Source organism: Parabacteroides sp. AF27-14 (assembly GCF_003635425.1).
Taxonomy (GTDB): domain Bacteria; phylum Bacteroidota; class Bacteroidia; order Bacteroidales; family Tannerellaceae; genus Parabacteroides; species Parabacteroides distasonis.
In genome coordinates this window covers 25,210-43,944 of the sequence record NZ_QTLZ01000032.1, presented here as the reverse complement: position 1 = coordinate 43,944, position 18,735 = coordinate 25,210, and the positions used below count along the sequence as shown (strand labels likewise).

The 18,735-nt window shown below is 40.3% G+C and carries 13 protein-coding genes; 10 read left to right on the top strand and 3 right to left on the bottom strand.

The genetic code is table 11. The features are described 5' to 3' along the window. Window positions 1–364 precede the first annotated feature (364 nt). Window positions 365–1,351, bottom strand: a complete 987-nt coding sequence (nadA, locus tag DWY79_RS20695) for a quinolinate synthase NadA (protein WP_008773192.1) — start codon at window positions 1,349–1,351, stop codon at window positions 365–367. 696 nt (window positions 1,352–2,047) lie between these two features. Between nadA and DWY79_RS20690 the strand changes: the two genes are divergently transcribed. Beyond that, complete coding sequence (locus tag DWY79_RS20690) at window positions 2,048–2,578, top strand: RNA methyltransferase (protein ID WP_005860365.1); 531 nt, start codon at window positions 2,048–2,050, stop codon at window positions 2,576–2,578. On the opposite strand, the gene DWY79_RS20685 is transcribed toward DWY79_RS20690, so the two are convergent. Then, window positions 2,570–3,175 carry a DUF4294 domain-containing protein gene (locus DWY79_RS20685; RefSeq protein ID WP_008778681.1) on the bottom strand — a complete coding sequence of 202 codons (606 nt, stop codon included), beginning with the start codon at window positions 3,173–3,175 and terminating at the stop codon, window positions 2,570–2,572. The genes DWY79_RS20690 and DWY79_RS20685 overlap by 9 nt on opposite strands. A gap of 119 nt (window positions 3,176–3,294) precedes the next feature. On the opposite strand from DWY79_RS20685, the gene dinD reads away from it, so the two are divergent. From dinD to DWY79_RS20650, 7 genes are all read left to right on the top strand, one after another. Further along, on the top strand, window positions 3,295–4,122 hold the full coding sequence (gene dinD / locus DWY79_RS20680) for a DNA damage-inducible protein D (protein ID WP_122370277.1): 828 nt from the start codon (window positions 3,295–3,297) through the stop codon (window positions 4,120–4,122). A gap of 21 nt (window positions 4,123–4,143) precedes the next feature. Beyond that, window positions 4,144–4,953, top strand: coding sequence for a hypothetical protein (locus tag DWY79_RS20675; RefSeq protein WP_122370275.1), 810 nt, complete (start codon window positions 4,144–4,146; stop codon window positions 4,951–4,953). A gap of 13 nt (window positions 4,954–4,966) precedes the next feature. Next, window positions 4,967–7,027, top strand: a complete 2,061-nt coding sequence (locus tag DWY79_RS20670) for a helix-hairpin-helix domain-containing protein (RefSeq protein WP_122370273.1) — start codon at window positions 4,967–4,969, stop codon at window positions 7,025–7,027. Window positions 7,028–7,060: 33 nt separating this feature from the next. Continuing rightward, window positions 7,061–7,840: a radical SAM protein gene (locus tag DWY79_RS20665; protein WP_122370271.1), complete on the top strand. Its 780-nt coding sequence runs from the start codon at window positions 7,061–7,063 to the stop codon at window positions 7,838–7,840. A 32-nt stretch (window positions 7,841–7,872) separates the two neighbouring features. Continuing rightward, on the top strand, window positions 7,873–11,496 hold the full coding sequence (locus DWY79_RS20660; protein ID WP_122370269.1) for a discoidin domain-containing protein: 3,624 nt from the start codon (window positions 7,873–7,875) through the stop codon (window positions 11,494–11,496). A gap of 108 nt (window positions 11,497–11,604) precedes the next feature. Further along, a complete protein-coding gene (locus DWY79_RS20655) occupies window positions 11,605–12,492 on the top strand; it encodes a LytTR family DNA-binding domain-containing protein (protein ID WP_048926950.1) in 888 nt (295 codons plus the stop codon). Between the two features lie 144 nt (window positions 12,493–12,636). Beyond that, on the top strand, window positions 12,637–14,940 hold the full coding sequence (locus tag DWY79_RS20650; RefSeq protein WP_122370267.1) for an outer membrane beta-barrel family protein: 2,304 nt from the start codon (window positions 12,637–12,639) through the stop codon (window positions 14,938–14,940). Between the two features lie 77 nt (window positions 14,941–15,017). Here the strand turns inward: DWY79_RS20650 and DWY79_RS20645 are convergent, their stop codons facing one another. Further along, on the bottom strand, window positions 15,018–16,124 hold the full coding sequence (locus tag DWY79_RS20645) for an acyltransferase family protein (RefSeq protein ID WP_122370265.1): 1,107 nt from the start codon (window positions 16,122–16,124) through the stop codon (window positions 15,018–15,020). A gap of 321 nt (window positions 16,125–16,445) precedes the next feature. Between DWY79_RS20645 and DWY79_RS20640 the strand changes: the two genes are divergently transcribed. Together DWY79_RS20640 and DWY79_RS20635 are read left to right on the top strand one after the other, a co-directional pair. Then, window positions 16,446–18,191: a hypothetical protein gene (locus DWY79_RS20640; protein ID WP_005860344.1), complete on the top strand. Its 1,746-nt coding sequence runs from the start codon at window positions 16,446–16,448 to the stop codon at window positions 18,189–18,191. A gap of 173 nt (window positions 18,192–18,364) precedes the next feature. Further along, on the top strand, window positions 18,365–18,718 hold the full coding sequence (locus DWY79_RS20635) for a DUF3244 domain-containing protein (protein WP_005860342.1): 354 nt from the start codon (window positions 18,365–18,367) through the stop codon (window positions 18,716–18,718). Window positions 18,719–18,735: the final 17 nt, after the last annotated feature.

Genomic DNA, 18,735 nt, shown 5'->3' with positions numbered 1-18,735 from the left:
TAATTACACATTTTATTGTTATTGAATGTGTCTACCTATATCAGCATAAGACAATATTAATATTTTATCTATATAAAGAAAGGAAGAAAAACGGACTGATTATATACGTAGAGTGTAGAAAATTCCTTTGACGGCATGGCAAAGACACTTACTAAAAGCGGGAAATGATGGTAGATAAAGACTTACTATTGTAGATGTTTTCCTATCTACAACAATAGGATAAATATTTTAAATTCAAATGATTATAAGGATAGTTGTAGATATTGTACATAATTTTGATTATTTACATATAATAGACCGGGCTTAGCTTTTATATCATTTAAGTCCGGCCTATCGGTTGAGACCTATCCCGCATTTGTTTGGATCAGAGTCCCAGCTTCTCAGAGATCTCCAACATCTTCTTGATCGGTTTGATCGCCTTCTTCTGTACCTCCTCGTCCACGAATATCTCCGGCATCTCGAACTTCAAGCAATTATATAGCTTCTCCATCGTGTTCAAGCGCATGAAATTACATTCGTTGCAAGCGCAAGTACTGTCGTTCGGAGGAGCCGGGATGAATTCCTTATCCGGACTCTGCTTGCGCATCTCGTGAATAACGCCACTTTCCGTCGCTACAATGAATTGTTTCGCGTCGGACTTAATGGTATGCTTCAGCAAAGCCGCGGTCGATCCTACGAAGTCTGAGACCTGTATAACCGGCTGCTTGCATTCCGGATGGGTGATTACTTCCGCATTCGGGTACTGTTTCTTCAAAGATAAGATCTTCTCCAATGAGAATTGCTCATGCACGTGGCAAGCGCCATCCCAAAGCAACATATTACGTCCCGTGATGCTATTGATATAATTACCTAAGTTACGATCCGGGCCAAAAATCATCGGTGTACCTTCCGGGAAGCTCTCCACGATCTGGCGGGCGTTCGTGGAAGTAACCACCACATCCGTGACCGCTTTCACGGCGGCGGTCGTATTCACGTAAGAGATTACCGTATGACCGGGATGTTGCTTGACGAACTCGGCGAACTCCGGAGCCGGACAACTATCCGCCAAGGAACAACCGGCATTCAAGTCCGGTACCAGCACTTTCTTATCCGGACAGAGGATCTTCGCCGTCTCTCCCATAAAGTGAACCCCACAAAGCACGATGATATCCGCCTTCGTCTTAGCCGCCCATTGTGCCAAGGCCAGACTGTCTCCCACATAGTCCGCTATATCTTGTATATCGCCTGTTTGATAGTAATGCGCCAAAATAATCGCATTCTTCTCTTTACGTAACTTGTCGATCGCTTCCTTAAGGTCTAAATCCTTAGGAACGGGCGCATCCATGTACCCGATTGATTGGTTTGTCAACATAGCCTTATATATTAATGATTCCTGTTTCTACTGCTCCCAATAGGCTTTTCACTATATATAAACAATATTATCCACAGAAAGTATTACTGATAATCTTCATCTTATCTAGTTTATCAACCTATTGTTCACAAAGCACAAAGGTATAAACTTTCTTCATTTATAGAAATAACAAGAAAGATTCTTATCTTTGCTGTCGATGGATGAGCTGTCGTGAACCATCAAGAGTTATCCACAATCATTATATTATATTCTTATTAATCTTTAATTTTAAAAATAAATATGATGAATATGATAGGCTGTTGAAATGGTTAATACATTTTTGTTACAATCTTTGGTTATTGACTTATTAAAGTCTGTGAACGGTTTATCAAAAGGATACCAACAGCATGGATGTCTATCTATAGATTGTAATTCTTATAGTTATAGACTTTATGAATATTTAGCTGTTTATTGTTGATAACCTTGATTGTGAAAAAATAGATCCTCCAGCAAGGCTGTCAATAGGTGTATAAGGGCTGTTGATAGAGCGTAATAAATAAGTGGCTTATTCATTTGCTAATTTGAGAAAGGGGGATGTATGGACAAGTATTTGAATAAAGCAAGAAATATTTTTCATTTTATGTCCACTACTTATTAATAGCTTTTCAACGGCATATCCACGGATATTCGCTACTTTCGCGGTCAAAGATATTTGTTATGCGAAAATTAAAAGTAACCGAATTGAACCGCCTGACTCCTGAGGCTTTTAAGGAAAGTAAGAAGATTCCTTTAATCGTTGTCTTAGACCATATTAGAAGTCTAAACAACGTGGGTTCCGTGTTTCGTACCTCCGATGCTTTCCGGGTAGAGGCTATTTATCTTTGTGGTATTACGGCTTGCCCTCCGAACGCAGAGATCCATAAGACCGCCTTAGGAGCGGAAGAAACCGTAGATTGGGAATATTTCAAGGATACCCCGGAGGCTGTTGATAAACTGCGCCAAGAGGGGTATACGGTATGTGCCGTAGAGCAAGCGGAAGGTAGTGTCATGTTAGATAACTTGCAGTTAGACAAGACAAAGAAATACGCTATCGTCATGGGTAACGAGGTAAAAGGCGTTCAACAAAATGTGGTTGATAACTGTGATATATGTATTGAAATACCTCAATACGGTACAAAGCATTCCTTGAACGTATCGGTTACTACCGGTATCGTGATCTGGGATTTCTTCAAGCAACTATCAGATTAAACCATTCTCAACCAATACGACGACCCGTTCGGTCATGGCATCTTTACCTTTCGGGTCGTATTCCGATTTCAGACTGGCTCCGAACATTCCGGCGAAGAAATTCCAAAAGCCCGCACGGAAACTTCCTAGATAGGCTTTCAATAAATTGTAACTGGATTGATTACATTCCCTATCGATCAGTTTGATAAGTAGCTTACCTTGCGAGAAGGATAATTTTTTTAGTTCCGGTTTATATTGGGCGAACAACTCTTTCTCCATCCGTTTCAAGTGGGCTTGGCGGGCCTTGTCATTCGGTAAGGTTTCCATGTATTCGTAGGTCTCTATCAACGTATCATACACCATCTTGGCATAGGGCAAAGTACGCTTTACGTCTCGTACCAACTTATTGTACTTCGCTTGTTCACGCTTATTCTTAAACTTAACTTGAGGATATATGAAAACTTCCCGAAGGTTGACGACAGCCATTGTATCACCTTCATACAGTTGAGCTTTCTGATAACCTTCCGGAACAATATTTGTCTTTACCGCCTGCGCCATCCCTTTAAAGCTACAGAGAGCGAGTAGAGCCAAAATACAATATATCCCTTTTCGTATCATATACCGCGAAAATATAAATACTGCGTGACTCTCAGCATCATTTATCTGTTAATAACTTGCTAAATGAATATAAAACATTACATTTGCGCAATTGACAACAACTTAAGAATATATTAACTATGAAGAAAGAAGAAATTACCGCCCTATTCGGAAAATTCGAATCCATTTCATGTGAGGTAGAAGGCATAGAATGCTGGAGTGCCAGAGAGTTACAACCTCTATTAGGATATGCCAAATGGGATAACTTTATCAATAATGTAGTGGTGAAAGCCAAAGAAGCGTGCCGGAATGCGGGAGAAAATATAGAGGATCACTTTCCCGATGTCGGGAAAGTGATTATTGTGGGGCATGGTGCTGAGCAACAAATAAATGACATCTTATTAACACGCTACGCATGCTACTTAATCGCACAAAATGGTGATAGTCGTAAACCACAAGTAGCTTTCGCTCAGACTTATTTTGCGGTACAAACCCGTAAGGCCGAGGTGATTGAACAACGCCTATTGGATTGTGAACGCTTAAAGGCCAGAGAAAAATTAAGTCAGACTGAAAAACAATTATCCGGAATCTTATACGAAAGAGGTATTGATAATAAAGGATTCGCGATTATTCGTTCTAAGGGAGATCAAGCTTTATTCAATTTAAGTACACAGATGTTGAAAAAGAGAATGAACGTCCCCACGAATAGACCTATCGCTGATTTTTTACCGACTATAAGTATAAAAGCTAAAGACCTAGCGACTGAAATGACAAACGTAAATGTGCAAGCGAAGGATCTATATGGACAATCTCCTATTGAAAAAGAACATATTGATAACAATACTGCTGTACGTGATATGTTATTGCAAAGGGGGATTAAGCCTGAACAACTTTCTCCTAATGAGGATATTAAAAAGGTACAGCGTAGGATAAATAAGGATAATAAGCAAAACTTGAAGAATAAATAGAAACCATACAAAATCTTAACTATGAAATATCTATTGCTATCCCTGTTTGCGGGGGTATTTTCATTGTATGTACATGGTGTTGATAACTTACGTTTACCGGATGTTCGTAGCGTGGGAATGGGAGGGAATGTGGCGACGCAATCTATTTTATTCAATCCGGCCCTTATTGTCGATAAAGATAAAAAATCCATTCATTTAGAATACTTTAATCGGTACATGTTGAAAGAACTGGGTACGATGTCCGGTAGTTTTTATTATCCGAATCAACTATTATCCGTAGGTGTTGATATCTCTGTTTTCGGGTTTGATAAGTACAGGGAGATGATGGTTCGTGTGCTGGGAGGAAAACGCTTGGGGGATCAATGGGCGTTAGGGCTTGGAGTTCACTATAGTTTCTTGCAAACTGATCTATTGGAAAATACAAGATCCAGACTGTCAACAGATCTTGGAATCACTTTCTCTCCTATTGATAAGTTGTTAATAGGAATGTTAATAATGAATTTACCATCTGTTTCTATAGGAGATAAAGATATTGAAATAGAAGATTTTAATTATTACTTAATTCAAATAAGTTTTCAATGGGAGATTATAAACAGTCTGTTAATTACAGGAAGTGCAGGAACGGAAAATGAAAACCTAGTTGTTGGAAACTTAGGTCTTGAATACACCGCTTTCGATTCTTTTTTTATTCGTACCGGAATACAGACCGCTCCTCTCCTGCCCTCTTTAGGAATTGGTTATAACTTTTCTTGCTTTACGATAGATGTAGCCTCTATTTACCATCCGATTTTAGGGATGAGTACCGGTCTTGGTTTATCATTCTCTTTTTAAATGATACTTAGCTATGAAACGATTGTTTATAATCTTGTCGATAATCCTGTTGATAAATAGTTATTACGCTAATTCTCAAATAGAATATACTGTTGATAAGTGGATAGAGTATGTAGAGGAACTAGCCTTGGAAACCGAGGATACGGAGCGTATCGAAAGTTTGTATGCCGATTTATCTTATTTAACTGAGCATCCTTTTGATTTGAATGCCGTGACGGAAGAACAACTGAAGCGATTACCTTTTCTATCCGATCGCCAAATCGAGCAGCTCCTCTCCTATCGGAAACGATACGGAAACATGGTTAGCATCTATGAGTTGAAGAATATAGAGGATATCGATTTTCAGACGATATCTCTTCTCCTTCCCTTTGTTTATATAGGTGATAATCTTGTTGAAAAACGGTTACTTACGGTTAAGAACCTGTTGAAATATGGTCGTAATGAATTACAAATCAGGTATGATCAATGTTTTCAACAGAAAAAGGGATATGGTGAACAAACGGATAGCATACTTTCGTTATATCCGAATCGTAAATATAGAGGAGAACCTTTCTATCACTCCTTACGTTATTCCTATACTTTCGAGGATCGTTTACAAGCAGGCTTCGTAGCTGAGAAAGATGCGGGCGAACCTTTTTGGAACGCATATCATAAAGGATATGACTTTTATTCCGCACATCTATTCCTAAAAGATATCAACTGGTTAAAAAGCTTGGCTATAGGGGATTACAAGATGTCTTTCGGACAAGGTCTGGTGATTAGCAATGACTTTTCTCCTAGTCGTACGGCAGTAGTCGCTCAAGCGGAGCGAAGGACAAATGGCTTCCGTAGGCACTTCTCAACCAATGAACAGGATTTCTTCCGAGGGGTGGCTAGTACGATCACGATTAAAAACTTGGATATAAGTGTTTTCTATTCGTACCGGAAAATGGATGCGGCCGTAGATAGCTTGACATTCACCTCATTAAAAACGGATGGACTTCATCGTTTACAACGGGATTGGGAAAAGAGGAAAATGATAACGATGCAGGTATATGGAGGAAATATCCGCTATGCTACATCTCATTTTCATGTAGGTTTAACGGCTCTCTCCTATTCATTCGGTAAGTTTAAGATGGACCCCGATCCAAAACCTTATAACCTGTTCTATTTCAGAGGTTCCAACAATTTCAACATCGGTGTTGACTATATGTTGAAAAGTAACCGTATTAAGTTTTATGGCGAAACTGCCCTTTCGAAAAACGGAGCTATTTCTACCTTGAATGCCTTGCAGTTAACACCCGCTTCTTATATATCTTTCTTGGTATTATACCGCTATTACGATCGCCGTTATCAAGCTTTGTTTGGGAACGCTTTCTCGCAAGGCTCTACGGTTCAGAATGAGCAAGGGGTTTATATGGGATTGCAATTAACCCCGATCGCCCGCTGGAAATTATCCATTTATGCGGACTTATTCCGTTTTCCTTGGTTGAAATACGGGATAGACGCTCCTTCCGGAGGACAGGAATATATGGCTCAGATAGATTATACCCCTAGTAGAAACTATTCAGCTTATCTTCGTTATAAATACCGGCAAAAAGAAAAGAATAGAACTTTTGAAAATGATAATTTATTGAGAATCAATTCTTATAAACAACATCGTATTCGTTTTCAACAGGTTTATAACTTTTCTTCTCCTTTTATTTTTAAGACTTCCTTAGATGGTATTCTATTCGATGATCCTATAAAGAAACTTAATAAAGGAATTATGATCTCCCAAAGTATAGGCTGGAAGCCCACTACCCTACCTCTTCAAATGGATGGTTATCTAGCGTGGTTTCATACGGATGATTACAATAGCCGGGTCAGTTCGTATGAGAAGAATATATTATATGCCTTTAATATGCCCTCTTTTTATGGGGATGGGATGCGGTTTGCCCTTACCTTTCGTCTGGATATTTGGAAACGTTTATCCTTATCCGCGAAACTGGCTCACACCCATTATTGGGACAGGGATTTGATAGGTACTGATACGGAGGAGATAAGTGGTTCTGATAAAACAGATCTTTATGCTTTGCTTCGCTGGAAATTTTAGAGTAGATTTGCGTGGGTAAAAACAAACAGCGCTATGTCTACAATTCTTTTTGATAAAATAGTATTTGGCCCGATACATAGTCGGCGTCTAGGTGTCTCTTTAGGGATGAATTTACTTCCTACAGACGGGAAATTATGCTCTTTTAATTGCATTTATTGCGAATGTGGATTGAATGAGAATCATAGGACTCATAGTAAACTGCCTACTCGTACGGAAGTGAGGGAAGCCTTAGAGCAAAAACTAAGTTCCATGAAAGCGGAAGGGATCGCTCCGGATGTAATTACATTCGCCGGAAACGGAGAGCCTACGATACACCCGGAATTCGGTGGAATCATTGATGATACGATCGCTACCCGGGATCGATTTTTCCCTGATGCTAAAATCGCCGTACTTTCTAATTCTACGATGCTCCAGAAAGAGGAGGTCTTTCAAGCCTTGAATAAAATAGAGGATAACATATTGAAACTGGATTCTGTATTAGACAGTCGGATTCGGCAGATAGACGTACCTAATTCTCCGGCGTTTAATTTCGAGTCTTTATTAAAGCAATTATGTCGTTTTAACGGAAACTTGATTATACAGACCATGTTCTTGAAGGGGGAATTAAACGGGGAATCGGTTAATAATATGACAGAAGAGGAGATAGCGGGCTGGATCTCCGCCTTAAAACAAATCCGTCCGAAACAAGTCATGATTTATACGATAGATAGGGAGACCCCGGTTAAAGCTTTGAAAAAAGCTACTAAAGAAGAATTAGATGCGATTGCGGAACGGGCCCGGAAGGAGGGTTTTGACGTGACGGTATCTTATTAAACTAACTAATTTAGAGAAACACAATAAGTAGTATGAGAACATTCAGTAAAAAGAAAAAATTGCCTCGACTCTTGACGCTTTGTGGAGCGGTAGCGGTCTCAGCATTGCTAGGAGGATGTGGGCAGAGCGGTGTTCCGGCGGAATCTTTCGATCGGTCGGATTATTATACCAGAGGTATCGGTTCGTATCCGGGAGATCCGGGGGAGGATTTCTCTCCTTCATTACGTCCGGATTATTCCACGTATCGTAACATAGCTCTTTTGCGTAGCGCTTACAACTCCTCCAGTTATGATTACAATCTAACGGCTCAACTGGTGACGGATGGTGTTATTAGCGATAAACAACCTCAGTATCTCGATCTCTCCACGCAAAATGGGGATATCGCTCGTCGTGAGCGTGAGTGGATGATCGATCAAGGTCCTTATTCTCGTAATGCGGTTACAGGCGAGGATGCCTATTTCCTGTTCACGCTGAATAACTGGAAAGAGAAAGCCGACAAGGTACAATTTCGCGGCAGCGTGGCTTATGACGAGAATAAGATTAAGGATGGATATGAGATTGTTTGCGAGGGATCGAATGATGGAAATACTTGGACGGAATTGGCTGCCTTAAAGGGTAAAGGTATGCCGGGTAAGGCCAGCAAGTATAAGGCCCATTCGGACCCGAATAAGAATAGCTGGGATCCGGGTACGTTGCCCACCCGTATGTTGAATGAGACTTTGACATTCGATCAACCGGGTGAATATGCTTATTATCGGATGCGATTGAAAATGGAAGGTGCCGCTTATTGGGCATTCTTCGAGATGAATTTCTATAACCAAGATAAGTTGATAGATTTGCTTCCTTCCAAATTCTTTAATAGCGCTTGGATGAGTGCCACGACAGGAGAGGAGTGGGTCTATGTAGACTTGGGTAGCCAATCCGAATTCGACAAAGTAAAATTACATTGGATCAATAAAGCGATCAAGGGTAAGATTCAAGTTTCCGACGACGCGAAACAATGGGTTGACATAGCGAATCTTCCGGGTGGAGATGCTAATCTGGATGAGATCAAGCTAAAAGGAAAGGGCCGCTACGTACGGGTATGGATGGAGCAACCGGCTAATGACGGACGCTATATCTTAAGCGAGATAGAGGTGATGGGTAAAGGTGGCTTGCTTGCCCAACCGGCTGCTGCTCCGGCTTCTACAAAAGACGAGATCCGTTTATCGGGTGGAAACTGGAAAGTACAACGAGCTTCCGAGGTAACCGCTTCTGGTGAGGAAATATCGAAACCTTCTTTCTCTCCGGAAAATTGGATCGTGGCGACCGTACCGGGAACGGTATTGAGCAGTTATAAGAATATCGGAGCTATCCCGAATCCGAATTATGCGGATAACTTGATGCAGATATCCGAGTCATTCTTCAACTCTAATTTCTGGTATAGGGATGAGTTTGAGGTACCCGAAGGATTCAAGCAAGATCGTTTGTTCTTGAATTTCGATGGTATCAACTGGAAAGCGAATGTATATTTAAACGGTAACAAGATCGGCCGTATCGAGGGAGCGTTTATCCGGGGTGTATTTGACGTTACAGACAGGGTCGTACCGGGTAAGAACGTTGTCGCAGTGGAGATCATCAAGAATGAGCATATCGGAGCTATCAAGGAGAAATGTGAGAAGAATACGGATTTCAACGGTGGTATCTTAGGCGCTGATAACCCGACCTTCCACGCTTCGATCGGTTGGGATTGGATCTCGACGATCCGTGGTCGTAATATAGGTATTTGGGATGATGTGTACTTGACTTCTACAGGCAAGGTAACGATTCAAGACCCGTTCGTACAGGTTGTATTACCGTTGCCGGATACGACTTCCGCTACCTTGACTCCGGAAGTGATCGTGAAGAACCATGATGCCGCTCCAGTAAAGGGTGTATTGACAGGAAAGATCGGCGATATCACTTTCGAGCAACCGGTAGAATTGGCCGCAAACGAGGAGAAGACGGTTACTTTCGATCCAAATAGCTTCAGCCAATTGAAGGTTCAGAACCCACGTCTGTGGTGGCCTAAAGGGTACGGATCTCCTTATTTATACGACGCTAATTTCACCTTTAAGGTAGGCGATAAGGTATCCGACTCTGAGGATTTCAAGGTAGGTATCCGACAAATGACCTTCAACGAGAATAATAGCATCTTGAGTCTCTTTATCAACGGGCGTCGTTTTATCGGCCGTGGCGGTAACTGGGGATTCGGTGAGTCTAACCTGAATTACCGGGGTCGTGAGTACGACATCGCCGTGGCTTACCATGCCGATATGAACTTTACGATGATGCGTAACTGGGTAGGACAGATTGGCGATAAAGAATTATATGAGGCTTGCGACCGTCATGGTATCATGATCTGGCAAGATTTCTGGTTGGCGAATCCTTCCGACGGACCCGATCCTTATGATCCGGAGATGTTTATCGCTAATGCTGAGGATTATGTGAAACGTTTCCGTAACCATGCCTCTATCGGTATTTATTGCGGGCGCAACGAGGGCTTCCCGCCGGAGCAGATCGACAAGGCTTTACGCCGTATCGTGAAAGAGGATCATCCGGGCTTACATTATATCTCCAGCTCGGCGGATGAGGTGGTAAGTGGCCATGGCCCGTACCGTGCGCTTCCTGTTAAAGAATACTTTAGCTTGAAGAATGGTAGTGATAAGTTCCATAGTGAGCGGGGTATGCCTAACGTGATGAATTACGAGAGCTTGGTTCGTACTTTCTCTCCGGAAGCGCTTTGGCCGCAAAACGCTCAATGGGGACAACACGATTATACGATGGAAGGCGCCCAGTCTTGCGCTTCTTTCAACGCTATCATCGAAAAGGGCTTTGGCAAGCCGAACAACGCCAAGGAATTCGCCGATCTGGCTCAGTGGGTAAACTATGATGGTTACCGGGGTATGTTCGAATCGAGAAGCTTGAACCGTAAGGGATTATTGCTGTGGATGACGCATCCGGCATGGCCTTCTATGGTATGGCAGACCTATGACTATTATTTCGAGCCTACCGCCGCTTATTTTGGCTGTAAGAAAGCTTCCGAGCCTTTGCATATCCAATGGAATCCGGTTACGGACGAGATCGAGGTAGTGAACTATAGCGCCGGCGTACGTAATGGTTTGACGGCAAAGGCTCAAATCATCAATATGGACGGTTCTATTTCATGGGAAAACGAGGTTTCCGTGGATAGTAAGGAAGATACGACCAACAAATGTATGAAACTGGATTTCCCAGCTAGCGTATCCAGCGCTCATTTCGTCAAGTTGACGTTGACCGAGAACGGTAAGATCGTATCGGATAACTTCTATCTGCGTGGCGTAGAGGAAGGCAATTACCAAGCTCTGCGTGAGATGCCAAAGGTTACTTTACAATCCAACGTGACAACCAATAAGGGTAATGACGGTACTTGGACCGTTATCGCTACCTTAGAGAATACTTCATCCACCCCGGCTCTAATGATTCGTGTGAATGTAGTGGGCGAGAAGGATGGCGAGCAATTCCTCCCCGTCTTCTATAGCGATAACTATTTCTCATTGCTCCCGGGCGAGAAGAAAGAGATCAACATCCATTGGAAAGATGTAGATACGAGAGGCGAGACTCCGAAGGTGGTTATCTCCGGTTATAATGTAGAGTAATAGATAGATTAATCCTCTAGGTCAAAAGATTTTGATCTAGGGGATTTTTTATATCCAAATGCATACCTTTGTGAAAATTTTATCTTTAACTACATGTGAGAATTGAATATGAATTTGAAGGAATATCTTAATAAACCTACGTACGCTATAGATAGACCATGGGTGATCGTTCTGTTAAACTCGATGGTAGTGGCGTTAATACTCGCTATTTTCGAGCCTTTTCACTATCGGCTAAATAGCGTGATACAGTTTTGGGTATTATGGTGTTTCGTAGGCTTGACATTTATATTTTCTGTTGTCGCTTTTGTCTTGTTTCCTAAATTATTCAAACGTTTTTATGATCCTGAACGATGGACTATTGGTAAAAACTTACTACATTGTTCCTGCTTTTTGTTATTTTTGGGACTCGCTTGTTTCATTTATGACTATTACTTCTTGATGCGAATGGACTTTTGGAGTGATTTAGATACGACTATTTTTTATAAAATGTTGCTTATAGATGTGTCAGCGGCGATCACGATTGTTATTATTCCCCTTATTTTCGGATTTTTCATTATAGAGAATAATGCTTTGAAACGTAATTTGCAAGAAGCGAAAAGGATGAATAAACTATTATCCGAACGAAATATACAAGAAGAGAAAGGGGGTGATGCCATAATCCTGTCCGGCGATACAAAAGAATCGATTTGCGTACTTCCGGATAATATTATGTATATGGAATCTTCTGGTAATTATGTAGATGTCTGTTATAGAGAGGAAGGGAATATGAAGCATAAACTTCTCCGTTCCACGATCAAGCAAATGGATGAGATGATGGAGAAATATGGTTGTTTTGTCCGTTGTCACCGGGCTTATATCGTAAACGTGAATAAAATCATGAACATAAACGGTAATGCGCAAGGCTACCGTTTGAATTTGGAGGATACACAACAAGAGATTCCTGTCTCACGTACCTATCTAAAAGACTTTAAGAGTTTTCTTAATAAGGAAAACTAGGTTGTATTTTATCCCTAAAACTTGTGATAAGGCACAGATTTCCATGTTTTATCACCAAATCTTGACATCTATCCCTATTGTTTGACTGGCTTTTTTACCCACTTTATATTTGCTGAAAAATCAATTGCAAAAATAATCAGCGATATGGAAAAGTCAGTAGTAAAAAAGATTCTTATTAATGTTATGTTGTTATTATTTGTGGCTGTCAATGGATCGGCGCAATTTATCACCGGCTCAATTACGGATCGTCAGGGTTTACCTGTGGAATTTGCTAATATAGTATTGTTATCTGTTCCGGATTCTTCTTTCCTTCAAGGTACGGTTAGTGATGAGAGTGGTAGTTTTCGCATTCAAACAGGAGATTCTATATCTATACGAACTTATGTGATCAAAATATCTTCGATCGGTTATCAAACCATCTACCGAGATACACGAGCCGGTAATATGGAAAATATCGTTTTGTCGGATGAGGCGATCTTGTTGGATGAGGCCGTTGTCATAGGGAAACGACCGGATTTCCAGATCAAAGACGGTACCTTGACAACCCGCATAGAAAACAGCCTGCTAAGCAAATCCGGGACAGCGAACGACGTATTGAAGTATATTCCCGGCATACAAGGCAAAGAGGGGGAGTTTCAGGTGTTCGGTAAAGGTATTCCTGTTATATATATCAATGGACGTGAAGTAAGGGATCTCTCCGAACTGGATCGTCTTAGCTCTTCTGAGATTCGTCAAATAGAGGTGATTACTAATCCGGGATCACGTTATGGGGCGGAAGTGAAATCGGTTATCCGTATTAAGACTATAAAGCGTGAAGGTGAAGGGATGAGCTTTGAGGCTCGCTCTACTTGGGGACAGTCGCAAAACACGGATTTTACGGAACAATTGAATTTAAACTACCGTCATAATAATCTGGATGTATTTGCTATGTTTCAATATGTGCATAACAACTATTTGCTCATCAATAATGTAAGTCAGCAAGTATATGTCGATACGCTTTGGCGGCAAGAGAATCGGATGGAGCAGCATTCATTGGATAATGATTACCGGGGAGAGCTGGGAGTGAATTATCAAGTTAACGATAACCATTCTTTGGGTGTCCGTTATATAATGTCTGCCTCTCCAGAAAATAAAATAGGGGGACAAACAGAAAGTCGGATTGATGCCAATGATGATTTCTATGACTATTTATTGAGCGAGAGTTATAGTACGACCGTGAAACATCCAGCTCACCAAATCAACGTTTATTATTCGGGAGCCGTAGGGAAGCTTTCTTTGGATTTCAATGCGGATATGCTAAGGAGCGAAGCGAGGACAGGAAATGAGGTAATAGAAAACAGTCAAGAGCAAGAAAGTCGTATCGTGACCTCCACTAATAATGTGGACAATAAGTTATACGCCGCTAAATTGATTGCTTCCTATCCATTAGCAGGTGGTAATTTGAGCCTAGGCTCGGAGTTTACCAGTACCCGCCGTACAGACTTATTTACTAATCCACAGGAAATCCTTCCTACAACCGATAGCCATATCCGGGAAGATCGTGCGGGAGCTTTCGCTGAATATAGTAAGTTTATCCGTATCGCCTACCTAAATATGGGTTTGCGTTATGAACATGTTTCAACAGAACGTTCCTATGATAATTTTTTTCCAAATGTCTCGTTATCCACGCAAATAGGAAAACTACAAACCCAACTTGGTTATACGACGAAAACGAAACGCCCTACTTACGCTCAATTGTCAAGTAATATGAACTATATCAATCGGTTTACCTATATGAACGGTAATCCGGCGTTAAAACCTACAAACCTACACGATATCACTTTATCAGGCAGTTATGATTGGTTTCAATTTATGTTGAGCTACCAGAGAGAAAAAGACGTTATTCTTTATATGACGGATCAATATGAGAAAAATCCCGCTATAACGATCATTACGCATCGTAATTATGACCGGATTGATAACGTATCGGTGTTTTTGATAGCGTCTCCTATTATAAAGAAGTGGCATCCTCAACTCACGATAGGTTTACAGAAACAATGGATGGATATTGAGCATAATAGTAGGATGCTTTCTATGGATAGACCGTTGTTTATCGGCCGGTTTAACAATGGAATTCAATTTCCTTATGGATGGACACTACATGTAGATTTGTTTTTTCAGGGTAAAGGTGATTTCCAAAATATTTATATCAACAAGAACGTGTTTATGATGGATGCCTCGCTCACTAAGTCTTTCTTTGATGACCGTCTTTCCTTTAATCTACAAGGTATTGATCTTACGCATGGGCGTAAAGATGGCAACGTGATTTATAACAAACACATGGATCTGACGGTGAATAATGTAACCGATAGCCGTGAGGTACGACTGACCGTTCGCTATAAGTTTAATACGACCAAAAATAAGTATAAGGGAAAAGGAGCCGCTGAGGAGGAAATAAGAAGGCTCTAAGAAACCCGTCTCTATGGGGTATTTCTCATTTATATAGTAGCCTCGATCACTACGAGGCTACTATATGAATATTGCTTTTATAGCTTTATATAAATCTTCTTCTTATACAAGAAATATCCCGGTATCCAGTTTAACACCACGAAGAAGATAGCCCAAGCCAGCGATCCTCCGAAATCGCCGAATACCGACCTGAACAGATCCATATACATAAAGGCGGAGATACCGCTCATTCCCAGCAATACGGCCAATATATCCCCTTGTACATACAGATACAACGGGTTGATACCGAACGACTCAAAGAATAACGTCCATTTCTTCTTCCCGTTTATATCGATGATCCAGATTAATAAAGCGAGAAATAAGGAGGCGAATCCGCAAGTTACCAAGACGAACGTGCTACTCCATATCTTCTTATTGATCGGGCAGCCGTAACTTAGTAAGAAACCGACAAAAAGAATAATCGTACCGAAAATGAAGATATTACGGATAATCAACTCATTGTTCTTTTTACAATCCTGTATTACCTTTCCTACGTAGAAACCGAGTAATACATGCGCTATGCTACCGATGCAGCTCAAGAGCCCTTCCGGATCAAAGGCGATCCGTGTACCATCTGCCATATCATCGTGATACATATGCGATGTACCGAATAAAGCCTTGTCCACGATTGCTATAATGCTATCCTCCGACATTTCCATACTATGCGTGAAACCTAGTAATGCCCAGTAAAATATCAATATACCAGCGGCTACTTGCAAAATATACTTATGATTAATCGCTAATCCTATCAACGACCCGAAGCCGTATGCGAGCGCCAACCTTTGCATCACCCCAAGGATACGTAAATTCTGGAAATCGGTAAATCCATTGTAGCAAACATGCCCGAACAGATTCAGCCCTAATCCCACGAGGAATATCAATACCGTGCGTCTCAATACTTTCGTCACGCTTTCTTTCGACAGCTTGAAGTTATATTTCCGAAGCGAGAAAAACATGGAGACCCCCATGATGAACATAAAGAACGGAAATACCAAATCGGTGGGAGTGAGGCCGTTCCAACGTGCATGCTCTAAAGGCGTATATACATACTTCCATGACCCGGGGTTATTTACCAAAATCATCCCCGCAATCGTAATTCCCCTCATCACGTCGAGGGATAGCAATCTTCCGGATTGTTGTGCCATATTGATAGTAGATTAAAAAGTTACCAATAAAAGTCCAAAGATAATTGAATTTCCTACAATATCCCTGCCTTCGGGAATACTGTTTTTAGTATATTGAAAATCAGATGTATAAAAACATGTACATGTTTTCGGAAAAACACGTACGTCTTTTTTCGGAAACACGTACGAGAATTTATGAAAACACGTACGTGTTTTTCCAAAAAGATGATGGAGATATCCAAGCGATAAGAATTTTATACAATAAGCCTAATAATCAATTATTCTTTAAGGTTTGATGAAAAATATGCCTATCTTGCGCATAGAATCTAAAGATAGGAACCAATGAGGCATTTGCTTATTTTGATATCGCTATTATCCACACTCTCATTTATAGGTTGTCGAGATGAGAGCGATGCCATATACCTAATCGATCGTGCGGAATCCTTGTTGAAATCCGATCCGGATAGTTCCCATATCCTATTGGATAGCATAGCCGTGCCCGATAATTTGAGTGATAAATTATTGGCTCGTTGGTGTATGCTATCCGGTAAAGTGGCGGACACGTTATATACGGATCTGCCCTATGTACAACAATTGCTACGTGCGCAAGCCTATTATAAGTCACACGGGACAAAGCAAGAACAAGCGAAGATTGGTTTGTATTTGGGGCGTTCGTATGTGGAAGATAAAGAGAACGAGAAAGCGATGAAGGTTTATTTGCAAGCTTTGGATATCGCTTTACGCAGTGAAGACTATAATCAAGCCGGATATATTTGTAGCTATATGGGAGATCTGTATGATTTCGAGGGTAATTATCTGTTAGGAAAGGACAAATATAAGGAAGCGGAATCTTATTTTCGAAAAGCGGGTAATATGCGAAGTTCGGCTTTCGCCTTGCGGGATGTGGGAAGAATGTATGCGTTTTCGGATTCTTTGGATATAGCGTTAATTTTTTTGTTGAAAGCGGATACTATTATAGTTGAAGTAGGTGACTCTTCTGATATAGGGACTATATATAATGGAATAGGAAATATTTATAATATGTTAGGTAATAAAGAGTTAGCTAAATTGTATTTGTGGAAAAATGTCAATATGTCAGATTTTGATGACGCACCAAGTTACAGGACATTGGCTGGTATATATATAGAAGAAGGCGATTTTAAGAATGCACGTATTTGTTTGGAGAAAGCAAGTGTACCTAGTTTTAATGATATGACCCGTTTTTCGGTACTTTATGGTTATTCTTTGTTAGAGAAAGCGGAGGGTAATTGGGAAAAGGCTTGGTTTTACTTGGATGAATATAACAGTGCCTCAGATTCGATCTTGACGATACGAAATAGGGAAAACATAATAAAAATAGAAAAGGAATATGAGCATTTAAAAATATCATTGGAAAATATGCGATTAAAATCGGATAAACAAAAGTATTTTATCTATTGGGTAATATCTGTATCTATTCTTTTAATATTATTATGGGTCTTTCAAATACGAATTGATAGAAAAAATAAAAGACTTCTTAAGCAGGAAATCGATTTGTCGAATAAGAGTAATGAATTATTCAGACTACGGGATAATTTACGTAACAAACAAGATAGATTAGAGGCTTTATCTATTCAATTGTCTGAAAAAAATGAAAAACTGAATGAACTTGATTCAAGAGAGAAACTGGAGAAAGAATATGAACAAATAAAAAAAGAAGAGGAAACCCTCGTCCTTCGGATAGCGGAACGGCGTAAGGATCTATTCTTATCATCCGCTATAGCCAAGAAAGTAATCAAGCTATCCCAAAAAGTAGTACCGGGAGCTACCAAATCTCCACTATCAGAAAAAGACTGGCAAAATATTATTACGCAAGTGAATGAGGTTTATCCTTTTTTAGCGGATCGACTCGCTGCGTTTAATTTATCTGCCGCCGAATTGCGTTATTGTTATTTGAGCTTGTTGGGTTTGGATTCGATAGGTGAATCTATCCTGTTACATATCCAGCCGGATTCGGTAAACAAGCGTCGGCAGCGTGTACGCCAAAGGCTGGGAATCATAGCGAAAGAGCTTGATTTATGTGCTTATCTTATTAATAGTGTACAATAGATTGATAAACAATAGCTTCTATTAATATTGGCTTTACCCTTTGTCCTGCTAGTTGATTTATAATCAATTAAATATTAGTTGATTATGAATTTCGTTTGTCGCTTATTATTTAGCGTTATATTTGCTTGTTTCTTCTATAGGCTTGATCTTTACGTTGAAAAAATAAAAACGAAATGAGACAGCTTAAATTGTTATTAGCGGCAATAGCTTTATTATGGGCTATGCCATGCTGGGGTAAGCCTATAGATCTACATGGTAAATGGGAACATAAGAAAAAATCCATTCCAATAGGTTTGCCAATGGATGCATCGATTGAGGAGGCTAATAGAGAACTGATAGTAAACTTTCACGAGGATCTTGGTGATGTATGTGTTATCGTCACTAGTTCTACGGGAGAAGTGATCTATAATGAAAAGGTACAAACGAGTACTATGCCATATTTAGTAATACCTCTAAAAGTAAGAGATCAAGAAAAAGGAGTATTACATATAATGAATGATTATAATCATGTATTTGGGGATTTTTAAATTTAAACTTTTGTATT

What these genes read in the sequence shown, in the direction of transcription:
- nadA (WP_008773192.1), bottom strand. Translation starts at nt 1,351, where the DNA reads ATGTTGACAAACCAATCAATCGGGTACATGGATGCGCCCGTTCCTAAG.
- DWY79_RS20655 (WP_048926950.1), top strand. Translation starts at nt 11,605, where the DNA reads ATGAATTTGAAGGAATATCTTAATAAACCTACGTACGCTATAGATAGA.
- DWY79_RS20670 (WP_122370273.1), top strand. Translation starts at nt 4,967, where the DNA reads ATGAAACGATTGTTTATAATCTTGTCGATAATCCTGTTGATAAATAGT.
- dinD (WP_122370277.1), top strand. Translation starts at nt 3,295, where the DNA reads ATGAAGAAAGAAGAAATTACCGCCCTATTCGGAAAATTCGAATCCATT.
- DWY79_RS20635 (WP_005860342.1), top strand. Translation starts at nt 18,365, where the DNA reads ATGAGACAGCTTAAATTGTTATTAGCGGCAATAGCTTTATTATGGGCT.
- DWY79_RS20685 (WP_008778681.1), bottom strand. Translation starts at nt 3,175, where the DNA reads ATGATACGAAAAGGGATATATTGTATTTTGGCTCTACTCGCTCTCTGT.
- DWY79_RS20660 (WP_122370269.1), top strand. Translation starts at nt 7,873, where the DNA reads ATGAGAACATTCAGTAAAAAGAAAAAATTGCCTCGACTCTTGACGCTT.
- DWY79_RS20650 (WP_122370267.1), top strand. Translation starts at nt 12,637, where the DNA reads ATGGAAAAGTCAGTAGTAAAAAAGATTCTTATTAATGTTATGTTGTTA.
- DWY79_RS20665 (WP_122370271.1), top strand. Translation starts at nt 7,061, where the DNA reads ATGTCTACAATTCTTTTTGATAAAATAGTATTTGGCCCGATACATAGT.
- DWY79_RS20645 (WP_122370265.1), bottom strand. Translation starts at nt 16,124, where the DNA reads ATGGCACAACAATCCGGAAGATTGCTATCCCTCGACGTGATGAGGGGA.
- DWY79_RS20690 (WP_005860365.1), top strand. Translation starts at nt 2,048, where the DNA reads ATGCGAAAATTAAAAGTAACCGAATTGAACCGCCTGACTCCTGAGGCT.
- DWY79_RS20675 (WP_122370275.1), top strand. Translation starts at nt 4,144, where the DNA reads ATGAAATATCTATTGCTATCCCTGTTTGCGGGGGTATTTTCATTGTAT.
- DWY79_RS20640 (WP_005860344.1), top strand. Translation starts at nt 16,446, where the DNA reads ATGAGGCATTTGCTTATTTTGATATCGCTATTATCCACACTCTCATTT.